The 20,611-nt window shown below is 39.3% G+C and carries 18 protein-coding genes; 1 reads left to right on the top strand and 17 read right to left on the bottom strand.

Annotated elements, in window-relative coordinates; genetic code table 11:
• Positions 1 to 5: 5 nt before the first annotated feature.
• The 3 genes from ACLNCP_RS05400 to ACLNCP_RS05390 all read right to left on the bottom strand — a co-directional run bounded on the left by ACLNCP_RS05400 (position 6) and on the right by ACLNCP_RS05390 (position 4,560).
• Positions 6 to 461: a hypothetical protein gene (locus tag ACLNCP_RS05400; RefSeq protein WP_261078099.1), complete on the bottom strand. Its 456-nt coding sequence runs from the start codon at positions 459 to 461 to the stop codon at positions 6 to 8.
• Between the two features lie 313 nt (positions 462 to 774).
• On the bottom strand, positions 775 to 2,733 hold the full coding sequence (locus ACLNCP_RS05395; protein ID WP_424844144.1) for a peptide ABC transporter substrate-binding protein: 1,959 nt from the start codon (positions 2,731 to 2,733) through the stop codon (positions 775 to 777).
• 204 nt (positions 2,734 to 2,937) lie between these two features.
• The gene (locus ACLNCP_RS05390) at positions 2,938 to 4,560 is read right to left on the bottom strand and encodes a putative polysaccharide biosynthesis protein (RefSeq protein ID WP_424844143.1); all 1,623 of its coding nucleotides are present in this window, start codon (positions 4,558 to 4,560) and stop codon (positions 2,938 to 2,940) included.
• Positions 4,561 to 4,665: 105 nt separating this feature from the next.
• On the opposite strand from ACLNCP_RS05390, the gene ACLNCP_RS05385 reads away from it, so the two are divergent.
• On the top strand, positions 4,666 to 6,111 hold the full coding sequence (locus ACLNCP_RS05385) for a UDP-N-acetylmuramoyl-L-alanyl-D-glutamate--L-lysine ligase (RefSeq protein WP_424844142.1): 1,446 nt from the start codon (positions 4,666 to 4,668) through the stop codon (positions 6,109 to 6,111).
• Positions 6,112 to 6,157: 46 nt separating this feature from the next.
• Here the strand turns inward: ACLNCP_RS05385 and ACLNCP_RS05380 are convergent, their stop codons facing one another.
• The 14 genes from ACLNCP_RS05380 to asnS all read right to left on the bottom strand — a co-directional run bounded on the left by ACLNCP_RS05380 (position 6,158) and on the right by asnS (position 20,603).
• The gene (locus tag ACLNCP_RS05380; RefSeq protein ID WP_000051184.1) at positions 6,158 to 6,349 is read right to left on the bottom strand and encodes a CsbD family protein; all 192 of its coding nucleotides are present in this window, start codon (positions 6,347 to 6,349) and stop codon (positions 6,158 to 6,160) included.
• Between the two features lie 100 nt (positions 6,350 to 6,449).
• Positions 6,450 to 7,100 carry a DUF1803 domain-containing protein gene (locus ACLNCP_RS05375; RefSeq protein WP_424844141.1) on the bottom strand — a complete coding sequence of 217 codons (651 nt, stop codon included), beginning with the start codon at positions 7,098 to 7,100 and terminating at the stop codon, positions 6,450 to 6,452.
• Entirely contained in the window at positions 7,084 to 7,596 is a 513-nt protein-coding gene (locus ACLNCP_RS05370; RefSeq protein WP_084886968.1) for a YiiX/YebB-like N1pC/P60 family cysteine hydrolase, read from the bottom strand. Before ACLNCP_RS05370 ends, ACLNCP_RS05375 begins: the two co-directional genes overlap by 17 nt.
• Positions 7,597 to 7,682: 86 nt before the next feature.
• On the bottom strand, positions 7,683 to 8,618 hold the full coding sequence (locus ACLNCP_RS05365) for a manganese-dependent inorganic pyrophosphatase (RefSeq protein WP_261148762.1): 936 nt from the start codon (positions 8,616 to 8,618) through the stop codon (positions 7,683 to 7,685).
• 179 nt (positions 8,619 to 8,797) lie between these two features.
• Positions 8,798 to 9,094: a GIY-YIG nuclease family protein gene (locus ACLNCP_RS05360; RefSeq protein ID WP_247928026.1), complete on the bottom strand. Its 297-nt coding sequence runs from the start codon at positions 9,092 to 9,094 to the stop codon at positions 8,798 to 8,800.
• Positions 9,084 to 9,833 (bottom strand): tRNA1(Val) (adenine(37)-N6)-methyltransferase, encoded by a 750-nt coding sequence (locus ACLNCP_RS05355; RefSeq protein WP_247928025.1) that lies wholly within the window; start codon positions 9,831 to 9,833, stop codon positions 9,084 to 9,086. The genes ACLNCP_RS05360 and ACLNCP_RS05355 overlap by 11 nt, the downstream gene beginning before the upstream one ends.
• A gap of 52 nt (positions 9,834 to 9,885) precedes the next feature.
• Positions 9,886 to 10,248 carry a S1 RNA-binding domain-containing protein gene (locus ACLNCP_RS05350; protein WP_000689605.1) on the bottom strand — a complete coding sequence of 121 codons (363 nt, stop codon included), beginning with the start codon at positions 10,246 to 10,248 and terminating at the stop codon, positions 9,886 to 9,888.
• Position 10,249: 1 nt separating this feature from the next.
• Complete coding sequence (locus ACLNCP_RS05345; protein ID WP_045612058.1) at positions 10,250 to 11,650, bottom strand: bifunctional Cof-type HAD-IIB family hydrolase/peptidylprolyl isomerase; 1,401 nt, start codon at positions 11,648 to 11,650, stop codon at positions 10,250 to 10,252.
• Between the two features lie 79 nt (positions 11,651 to 11,729).
• Complete coding sequence (locus ACLNCP_RS05340; RefSeq protein ID WP_424844140.1) at positions 11,730 to 12,233, bottom strand: GNAT family N-acetyltransferase; 504 nt, start codon at positions 12,231 to 12,233, stop codon at positions 11,730 to 11,732.
• A 99-nt stretch (positions 12,234 to 12,332) separates the two neighbouring features.
• Positions 12,333 to 12,572 (bottom strand): 30S ribosomal protein S18, encoded by a 240-nt coding sequence (gene rpsR, locus ACLNCP_RS05335; protein WP_000068664.1) that lies wholly within the window; start codon positions 12,570 to 12,572, stop codon positions 12,333 to 12,335.
• A gap of 31 nt (positions 12,573 to 12,603) precedes the next feature.
• Entirely contained in the window at positions 12,604 to 13,074 is a 471-nt protein-coding gene (gene ssbA / locus ACLNCP_RS05330) for a single-stranded DNA-binding protein SsbA (protein WP_000609606.1), read from the bottom strand.
• Between the two features lie 11 nt (positions 13,075 to 13,085).
• Positions 13,086 to 13,376 (bottom strand): 30S ribosomal protein S6, encoded by a 291-nt coding sequence (gene rpsF / locus ACLNCP_RS05325; protein WP_084923323.1) that lies wholly within the window; start codon positions 13,374 to 13,376, stop codon positions 13,086 to 13,088.
• Between the two features lie 163 nt (positions 13,377 to 13,539).
• The gene (locus ACLNCP_RS05320) at positions 13,540 to 18,999 is read right to left on the bottom strand and encodes a Rib/alpha-like domain-containing protein (RefSeq protein ID WP_424844139.1); all 5,460 of its coding nucleotides are present in this window, start codon (positions 18,997 to 18,999) and stop codon (positions 13,540 to 13,542) included.
• A 260-nt stretch (positions 19,000 to 19,259) separates the two neighbouring features.
• Complete coding sequence (gene asnS / locus ACLNCP_RS05315) at positions 19,260 to 20,603, bottom strand: asparagine--tRNA ligase (RefSeq protein ID WP_061457589.1); 1,344 nt, start codon at positions 20,601 to 20,603, stop codon at positions 19,260 to 19,262.
• Positions 20,604 to 20,611 lie beyond the last annotated feature (8 nt).

The raw sequence follows: 20,611 nt of genomic DNA, 5'->3' as shown, positions 1-20,611 counted from the left end.
AGAGTTTACTTTGACTGAAAGAAATCCTGTTGGGATAAATAGTCATAATGCTCTTTGTTAAATTGATACTGGCCCACATGCTGACTAACCTGACCGACATCCACAGAAAAAATATAGTCTTCATTTTGATAGTGCCAGTTCAGCCTAACTGTATTCAAGACTGGCTTATAAGTAAAATCTTTGACTTGATTCCAAGGCATCTCTTCGACGTGATTAGAATGATTTTCTGTTACATCACTGATGTCCATCAAGTAGATTCCCTTAGGTGTGAATGCCAGAATCTTAGGCTTCACACTCGACTGAACATAGTAAGTCCCTCCTATAATGAAGAAATCAATAAAGGATTTCAACCATGTCTTTTTCTTAAAAGCCATCAGAAAATTCTTTTGTCCTTCAATGTGGCAAGTTGAGAGAAATGATGCAATCTGTTTTTCTGTTGCAAACTCCATAATAGCGCCCATGATGATACCTCCATAATGATTAGTAAACAGGCCGATAAAAACTCTTCACATAAAGAAGAACTTATCATTTGTTGCATTTTATCTTACTTTTCCAGTAAATGGCATCCCTCCTATAACATTACCCTAGCATGTGCATACTTCCATTAACGCTGGAAGAGACTTTCGAAAATAACTTTTTATATTTTTATCATATTTATTATATCATAATTCAAATAAACAATCCAAAAATGTAAGCGTTTTTAATCTGAATTTAACGTTATTCTATTAAAAAACGATAGTTTCCTTCGAAACCATCGTTTTTCTTGAAAAATCCTTATTTGACATGTTTTGCCAATTCTTCTTGGGCTTTTTTATTGGATTCTTCTTTTTCTTTCAGCCATTTTTCTTTGGCTTTTTCATATTCGTCTTTTGTAACTGTCTTATCTTGTAATTTGAGGTATTTATATGATTCAACCCCTTTATTACCAGCCAATGAATATGGTGTTGAGAAAGGAACAATTTTTCTCAATGTTGGTGTTCCGCCTAGTGAAACATTTGGAATTGCTAGAGAGCTATCTACTAACCAAGCTTGGGCATCTGCATATTTTTCATAACGTTTAGCTGGATCTTGCTCCTTATTGGCTTCTTCCAACATTTGAGTGTAGACATCTAGTCCAACAGCCTTGGCCTTGTCATTGGCTTCACCTGGCTCTATACCTAGATTTTGCATCAAACCACCAGAATTAACGTTAAAGACGTCAAGATAGGTTGAAGGATCTTGATAGTCTGGAGTCCAACCACCATTGTAAAGATCATAATCCTTCTGAGCTGCAGTTTGAGCAAGATAACCTGAACTTTCATAGTCCTCTGTAGAAAGTTGATGAACATCAATCACAACATTATCTGCACCTAAGACAGATTCTATTGATTGCTTCATGGAATTGATTCCTTGAATTTCAGCCTTATTAGCCAAATCTATAGTTTTATCTAAGTGTATAGGGAATTGGACTCCTTTGGCTTGGAGTTCTTTCTTAGCTTCTGCAAATTTAGCCTTAGCTTTTTCTGGATTGTAGTATGGATCTTGAGCATCCGCAAAGTTGATTCCTTGCCATTCCTTACCGTAGTTAACCATCTTCGAGGCTACTACTTCACCAAAGTCTTTTCCGTTGATACTTACGAAGTTTGGAGGAACAACCAAGTTACGCAAAATCTTAGTTGCCCCCTCTTCTCCTTGAGATTGGGCTCCGTAAGCTGTACGGTCATAGGCAAAATTAATGGCTTGACGGAAGTTTTTATTAAGAACCGCTTCCTGAGTCGATTTCTTTTCAGCATCACTTGTCTTAGAAGTGAATTTATAAGATTTTCTATCTAGGTTAAAGTTTAAGAAGTAAGAAGTGGCATCTTGCATGCTATAAATGATATTGTCCTTATTCTTTTCTTTAATTCCTTCAAAACTTGAACTATTTGGATAAAGACGAGCGTAGCTATAAACACCTTCGGTAAAATTACGTGCTAACGCGTCTTGGTCACTACCATCAAAATAAGTCAATTTGACATCATCTACAAAGACATTTTTAGCATCCCAGTAGTTAGGATTTTTCTTGAATTCGATGACAGATTTTGAAACAAAGGATTTCATCAAGAAAGGTCCATTATACAAAATGCTAGATGGGTCTACCTTCCCAAAATCATCCCCTTTTGATTTCAAGAAATCTGCATTGACTGGGAAGAGAATGGTTGAAGTTGTTTTTGAGTTCCAATAAGATTCTGGTCGTGCCAAGGTATATTGAACGGTTTGGTCATCAAGAGCCTTGACTCCGACAGTTGAAAAGTCGCTTGTTTTACCAGTGATATAGTCATCTAAACCTGCAACGGATTCTTGCACTAAGTACAAGGCTTCTGATTTTTTATCAGCCGCATATTTCAAACCAGTGACAAAATCTTGGGCAGTTACAGGAGCATATTCATCTCCATCTGCAGTATACCATTTAGCATCTTTCCGCAGTTTGTAGGTATAGGTCAAACCGTCCTTAGAAACACTCCAATCCTCAGCCAAGGATGGGACATAATTTCCATACTGGTCATTTTCCATGAGACCATCTACCAGGTTGGTCACAATATCAGTAGTTGTTGAACGGTTTTCTGCTAGATAGTTCAAACTAGATGGATCACTTGAATAAACATAATTGTATGTTTTTGACCCTGTGCTAGAATTTCCACAGGCACTTAACAAAATACCTGCACTTAACACGACACCTGCAAGCGTTGCATACTTGGCCTTAGACTTTTTCATCTCCAGAACCTCCTGATTTAAATATTTGTCTTATTATACATTACAGGTTTTATTTAGTCAATAGTTTTTTAAGTAAAATTTAAGAAAAATTAAATTACTATCTACAAATTATAAAAAATATAATACAAATTAATAAAAAAGAGAATAATTCAAGCATTTCATGATAGAAATGTTCAAATTATCCCTTTTATTTATAAATATTTTTTAAGTTAACTTTAATTTGATTCGTAAGCGATCTGCTTGAGCTTTTCCAATCACCTTATCCAACAAACGGGTACGGAGACTCATAACTCCATAAACACCTCCACCCATGGCACCGACAAGGGCTACATATAGGAAACTCCACAAACGTCCACTTGGTTGGAAGACAAATCCTAAAATCCACTGCAATGTCCCAACTACTAGAAACATGAAAAGAGTTAATAAACTGATTAAAATGGTTCGTTTCAAAATCACCTTGCGCTTGACACCAGTTACCTTACAAATATCCCGATACATCAAAACATTAGGAATGATGAGACCGATTGTTGTTGAAATCAAAGGTCCATAACTGTGGAAGAGAGCGATGGTTGGCAGTTGTAAGACCAGCTTGGCAATGGAACCATAGATAAAATAGAGAACGGCCTTGCGGTTGCGGAACATGGCTTGAAGCATTGGAGACAAAACCATGTACAAGCCTAAAATAGTAGACTGCAAAACTGCAAAGACAAACAATCCCATAGCCAAACTATCTGGCTTACCATAGAAGACAGTATAGAGAGGTTCTCCTACCATGACTACTCCAACCGTTGCTGGTAGCAAGAATAGGAAAAGCATAGTGATGCTGTCCTGAACTAGACGAGAAGCTGCCTTCAAGTCCCCCTTAACATAGTTTTCAGTCAAAAGTGGCAAACCGACACTCCCAATCGAAACCCCAACAGAAATCAAAATCATAGTGATTTTATTAGGATTGGCTGAGAAATAAGAAAACATGACAATTAAGTCTTCATTACTATAGTTGCTAAACCACTTCATGCTATTGATAAAGGTATTTTGGTCCAAGATTTGGAAAAGCTGAATAGCCGAACCAGTCAAGATAAAAGGAATAGCTTCCTTAATCGTATCCATTAACAGGTGTTTGCTATCAATCTTATCTCGTGTTTCAAAAACTTTTTGAAGCATTCCTTCTTTATAGAGGAAATAGATCAAAACTGCAAAACTAGCTACCATGCCGACAAAGGCAGCAAAGGTGGATTGGGTAACCGCTGCTAGATAATCTCCTGAGCCCATTTTCATAATCATAAAGGTAGCTAAGAGCATCCAGATAACACGAATGACCTGCTCAGCGATTTGGCTCATAGCATAAGGTTTCAGGTTATTCATTCCTTGGAAGAAACCTCGGATAACACTCATAGATGGGAAAATCAAGACCGCCCAAGCCAAACTCTGCATAATTGGGATCAGGTCTTTGCCCACGCCAGACAAGTTTGCTAGCCAAGGAGCAAAGATATACAAGACTAAAGCAAAAACTAGACCTAGTCCTGTCATAAAGCCTAAAAAGCTCCGAATCAGGGCAAAGCTATGCTCTTCTTCTCTCATGGTATTATACTTGGCAACTTGCTTGGCCACCGCAACTGGAATACCCGCTGTTGAAACCAGTAAGAACCAGGCATAGATATTGTAGCCCATGGTAAAGAGACCATTTGCTGTAGCCGCATAAGACCCCATCCATATATACCAAGGGATGATATAAATGGCACCGAGTAGACGACTGATAAAGTTACTAGCCGTTAGCCAAGCAGTCCCCCGTAACATCTGGGCCTGCTGGTGATTGTTTTCGTTAGACATAAATTCCTCATTTAATTTTAATCACTAGGAAAAATTCCTCATCTTCCATTATAAACTTTTCCTTGTCACTTGTAAATTTGCGACTTTCGGTTTACAATAGAAAGTATGATTAAGATTGAAACCGTATTAGATATTTTAAAGAAAGATGATCTCTTCCGTGAGATTATCGACCAAGGACATTATCACTACAACTACAGCCATGTCATATTTGACACCATCTGCTATGATAGCCGCAAGGCCAAAGAGAAGAGCCTCTTTTTCGTCAAGGGTGCTGCCTTTAAGAAGGAATTCCTGATTTCTGCCATCTCTCAAGGCCTCGGTTGGTATGTGGCTGAAAAAGATTATGAGGTTGGTATTCCTGCTATTATCGTCAGTGATATCAAGAAAGCCATGAGTTTGGTAGCTATGGAATTTTATGGCAATCCACAGAAAAAACTCAAACTCCTTGCCTTTACTGGTACTAAGGGTAAAACAACAGCAGCCTACTTCGCCTATAACATTTTATCTCAAGGGCATCGACCTGCTATGCTCTCGACCATGAATACAACTTTAGATGGCAAGACTTTCTTTAAGTCTGCATTGACAACCCCTGAGAGCATTGACCTCTTTGATATGATGAATCAAGCTGTGCAAAATGACCGTACCCACCTCATCATGGAGGTATCCAGTCAAGCCTATCTGGTCAAACGTGTCTATGGTCTAACTTTTGATGTGGGAGTTTTCCTCAATATCAGCCCCGACCATATCGGCCCGATTGAACACCCTAGCTTTGAAGACTACTTCTACCACAAACGTCTCTTGATGGAAAATAGCCGAGCAGTCATCATTAACAGTGACATGGACCACTTTTCTGTCTTGAAAGAACAAGTAGAAGATCAAGACCATGATTTCTATGGTAGCCAGTCGAGCAACCAAATCGAGAATTCCAAAGCCTTTAGCTTTTCAGCTACGGGTAAACTCGCTGGAGACTATGATATCCAACTCATTGGCCACTTCAACCAAGAAAATGCCGTTGCTGCTGGACTTGCTTGCCTCCGTCTCGGAGCTAGTCTTGAGGATATCAAAAAAGGAATCGCTGCAACCCGCGTTCCTGGTCGTATGGAAGTCCTCACTCAGAAAAATGGAGCCAAGGTCTTCATCGACTATGCCCACAATGGTGACAGTCTCAAAAAACTAATCAAGGTTGTAGAGACTCATCAAACAGGAAAGATTGCTCTGGTCTTAGGTTCGACAGGAAATAAGGGAGAGAGTCGTCGTAAAGACTTTGGCCTCCTCCTCAATCAACACCCTGAGATTCAAGTCTTTCTGACTGCTGATGACCCCAACTACGAAGACCCAATGGCCATTGCAGATGAAATTAGTAGCTACATCAATCATCCTGTTGAAAAAATTGCGGATCGCCAAGAAGCCATCAAGGCAGCTATGGCTATCACAAATCACGAATTAGATGCAGTTATTATCGCCGGTAAGGGTGCCGATTGCTACCAAATCGTTCAAGGCAAGAAAGAAGCCTATCCAGGAGATGCAGCCGTCGCAGAAAATTATTTATAAGATAGTAAAAAATCAAGGGAAATGAAACCCTTGATTTTTTCTATTTTTATTTAAAAGCGTTTTTCAAACCTTCAACGGCACCTTCTACAGCACCTTTAGCATCTTCAACTACCTCTTTTGCCTTAGCAACTGTCTTTTCTACAGCGCCTTCTGCTTCAGTCTTGCTATCCCCAGTAACTTTACCAAATCCTTCTTTGATAGCGCCTGTTGCTTGTTCCAATTTGTTTTCAAGTGACATATGATTGTCTCCTTTAGTTTATTCCGATATGTGTTACCGGTTACATATAGTTTATACTTAATCCTAAGGAAAGTCAAACAATGTGCTCAGAAACAAAATTTCACGCTAAGTAGAAAGTTAATCTCTCCTTGTCAAAATCGACGGTCAACTCATACTTCCCCTCTTCATTTTGGACAATATAGTCTAGGACGACCAAACTATCCACAAAGATATCACGGCGTTTCTGTATAAGCTGGTCTTTTTTGAGAAATTTCAACAAAAAAGTCGTCATATATTTGAGAGCATACTCAGGATTAACATCTCCCAAAATGTCGTAAAGCTCCTGCTGTTTTTCTGTCAAAGGATACTGATGTTTGACCTTGTAGAAATAATTAGACAGGGTCATTTTTGATCTCGCAAAGTCCGTCTTTTCAACTAAAATAGCTGCATTGGTTTGATTGCGCAATTCTGTCTCAAAATCCTTCTCTAACAAAGCTTGATAGACTGGACTATCTTCGCTGACAAAAATCTCTTGATCCAGTTCGAGACTATCGAGTGATTCAAGCATAGGAAGATTAAGGTAATAACGCTTATTTTCTCGTAGAATCAAGCCTGACTTTATATACTCTTCCATGAGTTTGTCAACTGCTACATCTGGAAACTTGGCCTTAATTTCTCGCAAAATAACATCCTCATGCTGGTCTAGATAGCGGATCAATTCTCCAAAAAATGGCTGTCTCGTCAAACGAGATGGATTAAAAATCTGAATCATGAAGATTCCTTTCTTTACATTCTAACAGAGGCGATGCTGCCAACTGACTAGGATTGGTCCCAGCTTGGTTCAGAGGAACAGGCAAACCTAGTTCTCTATAATACTCTCTCCAAAAATCACTAATCTCCTGCTCCCCATCCCCAAATTTCATAGGTATGGTCTCAAAAATCGGTAGGATTTCTGCCATATACTGGGAGCAATAAAAACCAGCTCCATCTGGATAGAAAGAAGCATTGTAGAGTGCTCCTAGATGTTTGCAAGCTTTTTCCTTCACAGACTGGATATCCATTTCTGGGTAGACATAGAGGTCGTACAAGTGATTGGGCTCAAAGAAGTCTGCAGGTTCTTGACAGACAACACCAGCCTGTCCACTAGCGTGGTAAATCATCCCATCCAAACAAATCGCAACATGGTTATAGTTGCCTGTGGAAGTCTGGATGGCCTGCCCCATATCTGACTCATCTCTCACAAAAATCAAATCGCCATTTTCTAACATGCTTCACTCCTAGCAAAAAAGGAGCCGAAACTCCTTTCGATATAAGTCAAACTAGCCTGTCCTAATTTGAATTGACACTCAAAATCTTAAGCATTGAAGCTTTCAGTCAATTGAGGTACCACTTGTTTCTTACGTGAAACTGCACCAGCAAGGAAGGCATGATTGTTTTCAAGTTTGAAGTTGAAGGCTGCTTCAACCTTGCCCATATTGGCACCAAGAGCCAAGATTTCTGAGTTTGAGTTGACGATATCTGTAATCATCAAGACAAAGTCAGAGTAACCGTTTGCTGCGTTAGCAGCTTGCATTGCAGCTTCGATTTCTGCTTGACGTTCCAAAACTTCAGCGATGTCAACTGTGTTTACTTGAGCAACACGGACATTATTTCCGTTCAATTCAAAAGTCTTAGCATCGATGTCAATCAATTCTTCAGCAGATTTGCTAGCCAAGTTTGTACCAGCTTTCAACATAGCTAAACCATATTCTTCCAAGTTGACACCAGCCAATTCAGCCAATTCTGGAGCAATAACTGTATCTGTTGGGTGTGTTGTTGGTGATTTCAAAAGAAGGGTATCTGAAATCAAACCTGAAAGCATCAAACCAGCAATCTCTTTAGGTACAGCTACACCATGTTCTTTGAACATACGGTAAACGATTGAAGACGCTGATCCAACTGGCTCCAAACGCATGTAGAGTGGGCTTGCAGTTTCAAAGTTAGCCACACGGTGGTGGTCTACAACACCATAAACTTCTACTTCAGCGATATCTGATACAGATTGTTGGAATTCATTGTGGTCAGTCAGGATAACTTGCTCTGCGCCCTCTGCTTTAGCAGAAGTGATAACACGCGGTGCTTCTACACCAAAATAGTTCAAGACAAAGGCTGTTTCTTCATTTGGAGTTCCAAGGGCAACAGCTTCCGTATCCAAACCATAAGCTTCTTTTGCAAGGTAGGCAAAGGCTACAGATGACCCGATTGCATCTGAGTCTGGATTTTGGTGACCAAATACTAGAATCTTAGACATGATAATACCTCATTTTGTTTATTCTCTTTATTGTAGCATTTTTTTCGCTTTTTGACAAAAGTAAGAGGAGTCAAAGGGCTCCTCACGATTCTTCAAAATAACTGATACTCTTCGAAAATCAAATTCAAACCACGTCAGCTTCGCCTTGCCGTACTCAAGTACTGTCTACGGCTAGCTTCCTAGTTTGCTCCTTGATTTTCATTGAGTATGAGTAAATTTCTATCTTGATTTTCAGATAAAAATCTTTCCTTCTGTGGCCTCTTCTTACGCTTGAGAAGGGCTTCTGCCGACATGGCTTCTTCCTTACTGGAAAAACCTTGAGCATAGATGAGTTTGACTGGCAAGCGTGCTCGTGTGTATTTGGCTCCCTTCCCACTATTGTGGACAGCGAGGCGTCTTCTCACATCAGTCGTATAGCCTGTATAGTAAGATCCATCACGACACTCCAGCACGTACATATAAGCCTTATGATCCATAGTAAATCTCTTCAAGTTCAGGCGTATAAGAGCCATCATCATTGTGAACAATTAGAGGTGGTAAGACCTTAAAGCCGCTTGTTGAACCATCCTTGATAGCCTCAATCAAAAGCATATTGGCTTCCTTTTCTCTTTTTGGATAAACAAACTGCAGGCGCTTAGGAGCTAGATTATGCCGTTGTAAGCTGTCCAAGATATCTAAAAGTCGATCAGGACGATGAACCATGGCCAAGCGTCCATTAGATTTGAGAATACTCTGGGCACTACGACAGATTTCCTGCAAATTGGTCGTGATTTCGTGGCGAGCCAAGAGATAATGTTCACTCTCGTTCAGATTAGAATGAGGATCCACCTTGAAATAGGGTGGATTACACAAAATCATATCCACCTTACTTCCCTGAATGTAAACAGGCATATTTTTCAAGTCATCACAGATGACCTCCATCTGCTCTTCCAAACCATTCAAACGGACAGAGCGCTCAGCCATATCTGCTAAACGCTCCTGAATCTCAACAGCCAAAATCTGTGCCTGAGTACGAGTGCTAGCAAATAGCCCCACTGCTCCATTTCCAGCGCAAAAATCCACTATCAAGCCCTTTTTAGGAAAACGTGGAAAACGTGACAAGAGAACACTATCCACCGAATAGCTAAAAACCTCTCTATTTTGAATGATTTTGATATCTGTCGAAAAGAGCTGGTTAATGCGCTCGCCTGATTTTAATAATTGTTCTTCTTCCATAGTCCTATTATAGCAAATTTATATTAACATTACAAAAGATAGAAATTTCTAACTAGTGCTTCTGATTCTTCAAATGTTGAAGGGCTTCCTTGGTCCAAATTGGCATCATTCGTTTGAGAGGAGCGAAGCCGTAGTTAAAACGGTCGCTTGAAAAGCGTCGCCGTCTCGGAAACTGGTGCTTTTCTTCCTCTAAAGTACGGATAGAAAGACTAGCTTTCCCTGTAAATTCATCTAAATCCACTACTTGAACTTGAACCTCTTCATCGACTTTCAAGGCTTCTTGGATATTTTCAATAAAGCCTGTCCGAATCTCTGAAATGTGAATCAGCCCCGTATCACCCGTCTCTAGCTCAACAAAGGCACCGTAGGGCTGAATCCCTGTAATACGCCCCTTTAGCTTATCACCGATTTTCATCTTAGTCCTCGATTTCAATTGTTTCAATCACGACATCTTCAACTGGCTTGTCCATGGCCCCTGTCTCAACAGCAGCTATGGCATCCAAAACAGCGTAAGAAGCTTCATCAGCTAGCTGACCAAAAACAGTGTGACGGCGGTCTAAGTGAGGGGTTCCACCTTGGTTGGCATAGATTTCCGCAATCGGTTCTGGCCAACCACCACGAGCAATTTCTTTCTTAGAATATGGCAGGTGTTGATTTTGGACGATAAAGAACTGGCTGCCGTTGGTATTTGGACCAGCATTGGCCATAGAAAGAGCACCACGAATATTGTAAAGTTCTTCTGAGAATTCATCCTCAAATGATTCGCCGTAGATTGACTCGCCACCCATACCAGTACCAGTTGGATCTCCACCTTGAATCATAAAGTCCTTGATAATACGGTGGAAAATGACACCATCATAGTAGCCATCTTTTGAAAGAGCTACAAAGTTAGCTACTGTTTTAGGAGCATGTTCAGGGAAAAGCTTGATACGCAAGTCTCCGTGATTGGTCTTAATAGTCGCGATAGGACCTTCTACTGTTTCAATGTCTACTTGTGGGAAATACAATTCTTTTTCTACCATACCAAATCCTTCTAAGGCACCAAAAATGCCATCTTCTTCTAGTGTTTTTGTTATATAATCTGCTTTTTCTTTGATTTTTTCATGAGAAATTCCCATTGCAACGCTGATTCCAGCATAATCAAAGAGTTCCAAGTCATTGAGCCCATCTCCAAAGACCATGACGTTCTCTGGTTTCAAGCCAAGATGTTCCACAACCTTTTCCACACCCGTCGCTTTGGAGCCTGAAATCGGCACAATATCAGACGAATGTTGATGCCAACGAACCATTCGAAGTTTGTCTGAGAGACTATCAGGCAAGTGCAAGTCATCTCCCTTATCTTCAAAAGTCCACATTTGATAGATATCTTCTTTTTCATGAAAATCAGGATCTACATCTAAATCGGGGTAAATTGGATTGATAGCTTCACTAATCATATCGGTGCGAGTCGACAACTTGGCATCATGACTCCCAACCAAGCCATACTCAATTCCCTCTTGCTTAGCCCAAGAGATATACTCCTCAACATCTGACTTCTCAATCTGATGTTGATAAATAACCTGACCTTTTTTATCTTCAATATAGGCACCATTTAAGGTTACAAAAAAGTCAGGCTTGAGCTCACGAATCTCCGGAACGACACCAAAAATCCCTCGTCCAGAAGCAATACCTGTCAAAATTCCTTTCTCACGTAATTGCTTAAAAACAGTTGGGATTGAAGCTGGAATAAAACCTGTCTTTGAATTTCGCAATGTATCATCAATATCAAAAAAGACAATCTTGATTTTCTTTGCCTTGTATCTTAATTTGGCATCCATCTCACTACCTCTTTCAATCTAACTCTTTCCATTATACCATAAAGTAGCTAAATCCCCTATTTTCAAAAAGTTTCCCGTTTTATTGTAAGTCCTTGGATAAGTATAAAACTAAATCATTATCATTTTGACAACTTGCACCCATTTCTAGCGGTTTATTTCTATACCACACACCTGTCCCATCTGGAATGTAGCCCCGTCTGATATACAATCTCTGGGCAGGGCCATAGCCTAAGTGCAAACCTACACCAAGAGTGACCTTACTCGAAACAAACTTGACTCGTTTTTCTGCTTCTTCTAGCAGTTGATTCCCAATCCCTTGATTTCGAAAAGGCTCAAACACATTAAAATCTGATAATTCTGGATAGACTTCTGCAAAAGGACCATGTTTAGGAAAGGGCAAAATGGTAACGTAACCCGCTACAGCACCATCAATCTCTGCAACTAAGACTTCTCTCTCCCCACTTTCCTGTTCCAGAAAATATCTAGCCAAAATTTCCTCTCTACCAGGCCAACCTTGATTCATAAATCCATGAGATAAGGATTCAATATCAGACTTAATCATATTTCTAATCGTGCAATTCATCTTTGACTTACCCACCTGTATTCTTTCTATTACCATTATAGCACGCCAAGGTCAGAAAAAAACTATCTCGTGAAAAAAAGACCCAACCGGGTCTTTTCTTTAATCTTCGTTTACGAAAGGCATCAAAGCCATTACGCGAGCGCGTTTGATAGCTGTTGTTACTTTACGTTGGTTTTTAGCTGAAGTTCCTGTTACACGACGAGGAAGGATTTTCCCACGTTCTGAAACGAAACGGCTAAGAAGCTCAGTATCTTTGTAATCAACATATTCAATTTTGTTTGCTGCGATGTAATCAACTTTTTTACGGCGTTTGAATCCGCCACGACGTTGTTGAGCCATGTTTTTTCTCCTTTATAATTTTAGTTGTCCATTAGAATGGTAAATCATCATCTGAAATATCCAATGGATTTGTTGCTCCAAATGGATTTTCATCACGTGAAAAGTCTGGTACTGAATTTGTAGGTGCTGAATAGTTTGCAGTTGGTGCAGAGTAAGCTCCACCTGTATGTCCCTCACGCACACTACGGCTTTCCAACATTTGGAAATTCTCAGCCACGACCTCTGTCACGTAGACACGTTGTCCTTGCTGGTTATCGTAACTACGAGTCTGTATACGACCTGTCACCCCAATAAGTGAGCCTTTTTTAGCCCAGTTAGCAAGATTTTCAGCCTGTTGGCGCCACATAACGACATTGATAAAATCAGCCTCACGTTCGCCATTTTGACTCTTAAATGTACGGTTTACTGCAAGAGTAAAAGTCGCAACTGCTACATTTGATGGGGTATAACGCAACTCAGCGTCACGTGTCATACGCCCTACAAGTACAACATTGTTAATCATAGTTTACCTTCTTACGCGTCAGTTTTGACGATCATGTGACGAAGAATGTCAGCGTTGATTTTTGAAAGACGGTCAAACTCTTTAAGAGCTACGTCGTCGTTTGCTTCAACGTTAACGATGTGGTAAAGTCCTTCACGGAAATCTTGGATTTCGTATGCAAGACGACGTTTTTCCCAAGATTTTGATTCAACAACAGTTGCACCGTTGTCAGTCAAAATAGAGTCAAAACGTGCTACCAAAGCGTTTTTAGCTTCTTCTTCAATATTTGGACGAATGATATAAAGAATTTCGTATTTAGCCATTGATATGTTCCTCCTTTTGGTCTAATGACCCCAAGACTTTGCAAGGGGTAAGTGAGGTTCGCTCACAATAAACTATTATACTAGAAAATATTTTTTTACGCAAGTAAAAACACCGAAATAAAAAAAGAAGATGACGAATCATCTTCTTAAAAACTATAAGTTTTTAGTCTTCTTTTTTCTTGCGAGAAAGAAGTCCAAATCCACCTAGGGCTCCAAGAAGTCCAAGCGCTGCAAGACTAGCGTTAGCTTCTGTACCTGTGTTAGGCAATTCTTTTTGACCATCAACATATTTAGGTGTTGCTGGTTTAGCAGCTGTGTCAGTTGCTACTGTTGCATCTGCTTGAGCTGGTGCCGCTGGTTGAGTTTGATTTGGTGTTGCTGGCTGTCCTGGTTCCGTAGGAGTTACAGGTTGATCAGGAGCAGTTGGTCTTGACGGAACATTTTGTGGAGTAGGAGTTGGTCTGTAGTTGTTACCACCATTTCCACCACCATTGTTTGGTTGTGACTCAGAACCACGTTTTGGAGTTACTGTTACTGGTACTTCTAACTCAACTATTTCTCCTGTTGGTAATTTCACCTTAACCTTAACTCCTGGTTTTTTCCCAGCTGTTTCTGTTGTTGGAATTACCCAGTTCTCTTCGATGATTTCCCATCCTTCTTCTTTAGGAAGTTCGATATGTTTCTTAACATCATCTTTAGTAATAGGTGTTCCTACTTCTACTTCGATTGGTGTTGCTGTAACAGTTTCTTTTGGTGTTTGTGGCTCTTCTTTACGTTCTACCACATTTACAACTGCTGGAACTTCAACTAATAGATTACCATCTTTATCCTTAACAACTACAATTACATTCTTCTTACCTGGTGTTTTTGTATCAGGTTGTTCTTTGAATGTAAATGTTGCCCCTTCTGGGAAGTCTTTAGGATTAATATTATCTTTTGCTTCTGGAGCTTTATCTGGATTCACTGTAACTTCTTGCTCTTTACCTTGAACTACAATAACTTTCGCAGGTACTTCTACGATTGAATCTCCATCTTCATCTTTAACAACTACTGTTACATCTTTAATTCCTGGTGTTTTAGTGTCAACATCTTCTTTGTACCCAACTTTTGCTTTTGCTTCTTTAGGGAAAACAGATGGATCTACAGATTTATTCACATCTGGTTGAGTATTCTCAGGATTTGCTGCTACGTATTGAGTCTTAGGTCCTACTACAGTAACTTTCGCTGGGATTTCTGCAATTGGTTCACCATTTAGTTTTGCTACAACTACAACATCTTTATCTCCTGGTTTTGATGTGTCAACTGGAGTTTTATATTCAAATGTTGTTCCTTCTGGGAAGTCAGTTGGGACAATATTTTCTGCAGGCACCACTTTAGTTGGATCAGTATTTACTGGTACATATTGTCTGTAAGCATCTACGACACGCACTGTTGTTGGTACTTTAACTAACACATTACCATCTTTGTCCTTAACTACAACTGTTACTGGATTATCCCCAGCTTCCGAAATATTAACCGGATCTTTTCCATCTACTTTTTCGTATTCGAATGTAGCACCTTCTGGATAATCACCTTTGTTAATACTGTTTTCTGCAAGTGGTTGACCTTGATCTACAGGAATGATTTGTGGATTTCCTTGTACCACTTTAACTTTCGCAGGTACTTCTACGATTGTATCTTTACCTTCATCTTTAACAACTACAGTTACATCTTTTTCACCTGGTGTTTTTGTATCTACTTTCTCTTTGTATTCGAAAGTAGCATTATCAGGGAAGCTATATTTCTCTTTATCTACAAGGCTGTCTGCTGGTTTTGGTTGAGTATTTTCAGGATTTGCTACTACATATTGAGTCTTAGGACCTACTACAGTAACTTTCGCTGGAATTTCTGCAATTGGTTCACCGTTAAGTTTTGCTACAACAACAACATCTTTATCTCCTGTTGTTTTTGTATCTACTGGTTTATTATCTTTATCCTTGTACTCAAATGTTGTTCCTTCTGGAAACTCTTCTGGATCAATATTATCTTTAGCCAAGACTGTCTCAGGTTTAGTATCAACAGGCACATACTGTCTATAAGCTCCAACTACACGTACTGTTGCTGGTACTCTTACTAATTCGTTACCATCTTTATCTGTTACGATAACCTTAACTTCTTTATCTCCAGTTGATGATGTATCAGGTTCTTTTTCATAAGTGAATTTCGCACCTTCTGGATAATCAGCTGGGTCAATGCTATCTTCTGCTTTTGGAGCAGTTTTTGGATCTACTGGTACGATTTGTGGAGTACCTTCTACTACTGTTACTGGTACTTTAATTACAGTAGTTTTCTCTTCACCATTAACAGTATATTTTACAGTTACTGGTACTTCTCCATCTTCTGTTAATTCAGGGATTTCTCCAACAGTCATATTATCTTTATCAAACGTTACTCCCGCTGGAAGTTTGTTTGTATAAGATTCACCAAGTGCAGCTTTTGCTTTCTCAAGAATTTTAGCTTTTGCTTCTTCTTTATCACTATTCTTAGCAACAAGAATTTCATCAGCTTTTGGTCTTGGTAACACAGTTACTGGTACTTCAACGTTCTCTGTAATTGTAGTTCCATCTACATTGTAAGTAACTGTTGTAGGTACTTTAAGATCTGTTTGTCCAACTTTACCATTAGTATCAAAGATATCCGTTGCTTGTGGTTCGTTAGCTTGACCAGCTTTTTTATCGATTTCAGCTGGAGTTACATTTTCTTTAACTGTTGCTGGAGCAATTTCATCGCCTTCAAATACCACCACTGGTTTAGTTGTTGATTTAACAACGTTTACTTCTACATCAACAGTAGTTTCATATGTTTTACCGTCTGCTGTATAAGTTACAGGAACTTTAACAATTCCACGTCCGTCTTCAGCAATTTTAGTAATTTCTACTTTATCTTTAGAGCTAATTTGAACGTTTGAAAGACTTCCAGTAGTATCTCCAAGTGCTGCTGTTGCTTTCATTTTTTCTAATAATTGAATGAAGTTAGCTGATGCAATCTCTTCTTTAGCTTTTGCGATTGCTACTTCTTTCAATTGACCATTAGTTGTATTAATTGGAACTGTAACAACTGTACTTCCTTTTAAGCTGTTGATAAAGATAACTTTTCCATATACATAGTCAGGGTTGTCAGAATCCGCTAGACCATTACGGTTAAATTGGTTTGAATAAGCAGGATCTGTTCCTAATGCAGTGTATGAATATAATCTATTTCCTAAAGCATCAGTATCTCCAAATCCACTCTTCACAGTTACCTTGAAATCAGCTGGTCCAATGAAATTATCTGCAGTTGTAAATGGAATCTCAGTTTTACGTGATCCAGCTTCTGCTGCTGGCATACGGTTCCCCGCTGGTACTTTATAAGTGATTGTTCCACCTTGCGTATTATCAGCCGGATCATTTGGTGTCCAGACAATATCATTTGCAAAAGTATGGCCTAAATATGCACTTCCACCATTTGCATTATAGATTTTATCTTCTAATGTTACACCTTTTGGAACTTTTACTGTTACTTCTACTTTTTGAGCAGTGTAATAATCAATATTCATTCCACCAGTATTTTTAATATCGATATCAAATACACCTTTTTGACCTTTTTCATAAATAGTGTCTTTTGTATATCCATATTTACCTTTTTTATTTTCAGAACGAACATTTGTTACTACTTCTGCAGCAGGTGCTGTTGCAATACCAATTCCACCAATAATATAACCATCTTTTAATTTGATATTATTATTATTGATTAATGAATTTGTTCCTTGTTCTCCTGCTTCAATTAACACTTTAACTTTTGTAGTACCTTCAGGAATATCATATAATCTATCTAAGTGAGTCCAACCAGTTCCAGAATATGGTCCTTGTTCTGTTGTTAATGCTCCATCTTTACCATCAACTGGTTTGATTTCAGCACCAGTGAAAGCATCCACAATTTTTAATTTAACGCGTTCCCCAGCATCTGTTGCTGTAGAACCACCATATGCTCCACTGTGAATTAAACTTACAGTTAAACGAGAATTTGCATTTACATCATACTCTTTAGAAAGAGTTGTTCCTTGACTACCTAATTCTAAGTAATAATCGCGGTTTTTCACTTCTCCAAATGTATTATTTTGCATTCCTAGAACTCTTTTACTAGAATCCTCTGAAGCTCTTCCAGTGATTGTTGGCATTGCTAGTGGTACTAAACCACTACCATTAACGTAACTTACTTCACCTGAAGTTTGATATTTTATTAATTCACCATCATTTGTGTAAACTTTAGATTTCCATACTTCACGGTCACTTGTATTACCATCTTTATCTGTAACATTTGTCACATCAAGTGGTTTAACAGCGTTAACTTTTTCACCATTTTCAATTTTCCACCCATTTAGCATACCAGCTTCTGCATCAGCTTTTGTAATAGCTTTTTCTTGCCAGTTGTATGTTGCACTTCCGATTGGGTCTTTTGCATCCGGTAGATTTTTGATTTTATTTGTTAAATCGCGTCCACTTTCATATTGTTTAGCTACAGTAAATGATTTTTTATCTGCATCTGAGAAAGTTACTTTATCTCCAAAACCTTCTTTTAAGCTTTCGAATACACCGTTAGAAGGGTTGTTTCCGTATCCAGCATGGTTTTCACTTACTGGAGCTCCTAAATCAGCTTTTCCATCTAAGTATAATTTTAATAAATCACGTTCAGATTTAACAGCTTCCGCTTGTTTGCTCATTTCTTTAGCTGATGTTGCATCTGCAGCTTTTGCTGCTGTTGCAATCCCTTCAGCTTTTTCGATCACTTTTTTATATGTGTCAATTTTAGCTAAATCTTGTTTGTTAGCAGCTTTTCCTTCTTCAGCTGCAAGTTCAGCTTTAATTTTAGCAATATTAGCTTCCAATTCTGGTAAAGCCGCATCTCTTGCACCTTTATATTTAGTTGCTTCTTCTGCTGAATTAGCTGCAGTTGTATCTACTGCTCTAAACCCACTTTCACCTTGTCCAGGAATGGCTTGTCCATTACGTGAATCTTGGTTTTTGTTTTCTTTCTTATCTGCAGTTGCTTTTGGCATACTTTCTAATACGAAAGCTCTGTTTTTCAAAGAACTTGTTGAATAATCAACTTCTGTTTGTGTAGCTTTGTCGTTTGACAAAAGGGATTGAGCCTTAGCAAGTTCTGCTTTTGCTGCTTCAATAGCTGAGGCAGTCTTTTCAGTTAGACCAGCTTTCTCAAGAGCTGCTTCCATACGTGCAATAGCTGCTTCCAATTTGCTTGTGTCAGCCTTTGAAGCTGGTGCTAGAGCTTCTTCGGCTTTTGGTGTTTCAGTCGGTGCTGTTGGTTGCGTTGCTGCAGGCGCTGGTGTTGATGGTTGCTCAGCTGTTGGTGTAGCAGTTTCAGTCGAAGCTAGAGGCATGGTTGAATCTGCTTGATTTCCAGCATCAGAGTTAACCTTTTCGCTAGTCACTGTAGTTGATGTACCTTGCTCGTGAGCCTGAACAGTTGCTGCTCCACCAAACATCATGTAAGCTGCTACAGCTACTGATGCCGCACCAAAACTATACTTACGGATTGAAAAGCGTTGCACTTTTTGTCCGTGATTTTTTTCCATTCTTGAATACATGGTTTCTCCTTTTTTATTTATATGTTATTAAACTGGAATAATGTTGAAATGTTTAATATTCACTTCCTTTCCTGCTTAAGAACGAAGTCTTAAACTAGTCTCAACACAATATTCGCTAGTCCGATTTTATCATATTTCTCAGAATATTGTCAATCAAAAAGAGCTTTATGTTCGTATTTTTATATATTATTTTTGTACCCAAAATTCAAAAAAAGAAGGAATCCTCCTTCTTTTTATCATAATAACTTTTTATTTTATTTTTACGGTTTGATACGGTGCAACATACGTGGGAATGGGATAGCTTCACGGATGTGTTTTGTTCCTGCTGCAAAGGTTACCATACGTTCGATACCGATACCAAATCCTCCGTGTGGAACTGTACCGTATTTACGAAGGTCAAGGTAGAATTCATACTCAGTACGATCCATGCCAAGTTCATCCATTTTTGCGACAAGGGCATCGTAGTCTTCCTCACGCATAGAACCACCGATGATTTCTCCATAGCCTTCTGGAGCAAGCAAGTCTGCACAAAGCACGCGCTCTGGATTTCCAGGAACTGGTTTCATGTAAAATGCCTTGATGGCTGCTGGATAGTTCATGACAAATGTTGGCACACCAAAGTGGTTTGAAATCCAAGTTTCGTGTGGTGAACCAAAGTCATCACCATGCTCAAGATGTTCGTAGTCAGCGTCTTCATCATTCTCATGCTCTTGCAAGAGGTCAATGGCTTGATCGTATGAAATGCGTTTGAATGGCTCTGAAATGTAGCGTTTCAAGAGTTCTGTATCACGCTCCAAGGTTTCCAAGGCTTGAGGCGCACGGTCAAGAACACCTTGAAGAAGAGCTTTTACATAAGCTTCTTGCAAGTCAAGTGACTCATCATGTGTCAAGTATGAGTACTCTGCGTCCATCATCCAGAACTCAGTCAAGTGACGACGTGTTTTTGATTTTTCAGCACGGAATACTGGACCAAAGTCAAAGACACGACCAAGGGCCATAGCGCCTGCTTCTAGGTAAAGCTGACCTGATTGGCTCAAGTAGGCTGGAGTTCCGAAGTAGTCAGTTTCAAAGAGTTCAGTTGAATCTTCTGCCGCGTTTCCTGAAAGGATTGGGCTATCAAATTTCATGAAGCCGTTCTTGTCGAAGAACTCATAAGTTGCGTAGATGATAGCGTTACGAATTTGCATCACCGCTACTTGCTTACGAGAACGGAGCCACAAGTGACGGTTGTCCATCAAGAAGTCTGTTCCGTGTTCTTTTGGTGTGATTGGGTAGTCTTGAGATTCACCAATCACTTCGATATCTGTAATGTCCAATTCATAGCCAAACTTAGAACGTTCGTCTTCTTTGACAATACCTGTCACATAAACAGAAGTTTCTTGGCTCAAGCGTTTGATAACATCAAACTTCTCAAGTCCTACTTCTTCACCAAATTTTTCTACAAAGTTTGGTTTAAAGGCTACACCTTGGAAGAAGGCTGTTCCATCACGCAATTGCAAGAAGGCAATTTTCCCTTTTCCTGATTTGTTGGCAACCCAAGCGCCAATCGTCACTTCCTGCCCAACATAGTCTTTTACATCAATAATCGTTACACGTTTTGTCATTATTTTTC

The organism is Streptococcus sp. CL6.35 (genome assembly GCF_049737915.1).
GTDB lineage: Bacteria > Bacillota > Bacilli > Lactobacillales > Streptococcaceae > Streptococcus.
The sequence above is the reverse complement of the archived record's forward strand: the minus strand, read 5'-3'. Positions and strand labels throughout refer to the sequence as shown.

What these genes read in the sequence shown, in the direction of transcription:
- ACLNCP_RS05355 (WP_247928025.1), bottom strand. Translation starts at nt 9,833, where the DNA reads ATGGAAGAAGAACAATTATTAAAATCAGGCGAGCGCATTAACCAGCTC.
- ACLNCP_RS05380 (WP_000051184.1), bottom strand. Translation starts at nt 6,349, where the DNA reads ATGTCACTTGAAAACAAATTGGAACAAGCAACAGGCGCTATCAAAGAA.
- ACLNCP_RS05385 (WP_424844142.1), top strand. Translation starts at nt 4,666, where the DNA reads ATGATTAAGATTGAAACCGTATTAGATATTTTAAAGAAAGATGATCTC.
- asnS (WP_061457589.1), bottom strand. Translation starts at nt 20,603, where the DNA reads ATGACAAAACGTGTAACGATTATTGATGTAAAAGACTATGTTGGGCAG.
- ssbA (WP_000609606.1), bottom strand. Translation starts at nt 13,074, where the DNA reads ATGATTAACAATGTTGTACTTGTAGGGCGTATGACACGTGACGCTGAG.
- ACLNCP_RS05320 (WP_424844139.1), bottom strand. Translation starts at nt 18,999, where the DNA reads ATGTATTCAAGAATGGAAAAAAATCACGGACAAAAAGTGCAACGCTTT.
- ACLNCP_RS05365 (WP_261148762.1), bottom strand. Translation starts at nt 8,618, where the DNA reads ATGTCTAAGATTCTAGTATTTGGTCACCAAAATCCAGACTCAGATGCA.
- ACLNCP_RS05395 (WP_424844144.1), bottom strand. Translation starts at nt 2,733, where the DNA reads ATGAAAAAGTCTAAGGCCAAGTATGCAACGCTTGCAGGTGTCGTGTTA.
- ACLNCP_RS05340 (WP_424844140.1), bottom strand. Translation starts at nt 12,233, where the DNA reads ATGAATTGCACGATTAGAAATATGATTAAGTCTGATATTGAATCCTTA.
- ACLNCP_RS05375 (WP_424844141.1), bottom strand. Translation starts at nt 7,100, where the DNA reads ATGATTCAGATTTTTAATCCATCTCGTTTGACGAGACAGCCATTTTTT.
- rpsF (WP_084923323.1), bottom strand. Translation starts at nt 13,376, where the DNA reads ATGGCTAAATACGAAATTCTTTATATCATTCGTCCAAATATTGAAGAA.
- ACLNCP_RS05390 (WP_424844143.1), bottom strand. Translation starts at nt 4,560, where the DNA reads ATGTCTAACGAAAACAATCACCAGCAGGCCCAGATGTTACGGGGGACT.
- ACLNCP_RS05360 (WP_247928026.1), bottom strand. Translation starts at nt 9,094, where the DNA reads ATGGATCATAAGGCTTATATGTACGTGCTGGAGTGTCGTGATGGATCT.
- ACLNCP_RS05400 (WP_261078099.1), bottom strand. Translation starts at nt 461, where the DNA reads ATGGGCGCTATTATGGAGTTTGCAACAGAAAAACAGATTGCATCATTT.
- ACLNCP_RS05345 (WP_045612058.1), bottom strand. Translation starts at nt 11,650, where the DNA reads ATGGATGCCAAATTAAGATACAAGGCAAAGAAAATCAAGATTGTCTTT.
- ACLNCP_RS05370 (WP_084886968.1), bottom strand. Translation starts at nt 7,596, where the DNA reads ATGTTAGAAAATGGCGATTTGATTTTTGTGAGAGATGAGTCAGATATG.
- ACLNCP_RS05350 (WP_000689605.1), bottom strand. Translation starts at nt 10,248, where the DNA reads ATGAAAATCGGTGATAAGCTAAAGGGGCGTATTACAGGGATTCAGCCC.
- rpsR (WP_000068664.1), bottom strand. Translation starts at nt 12,572, where the DNA reads ATGGCTCAACAACGTCGTGGCGGATTCAAACGCCGTAAAAAAGTTGAT.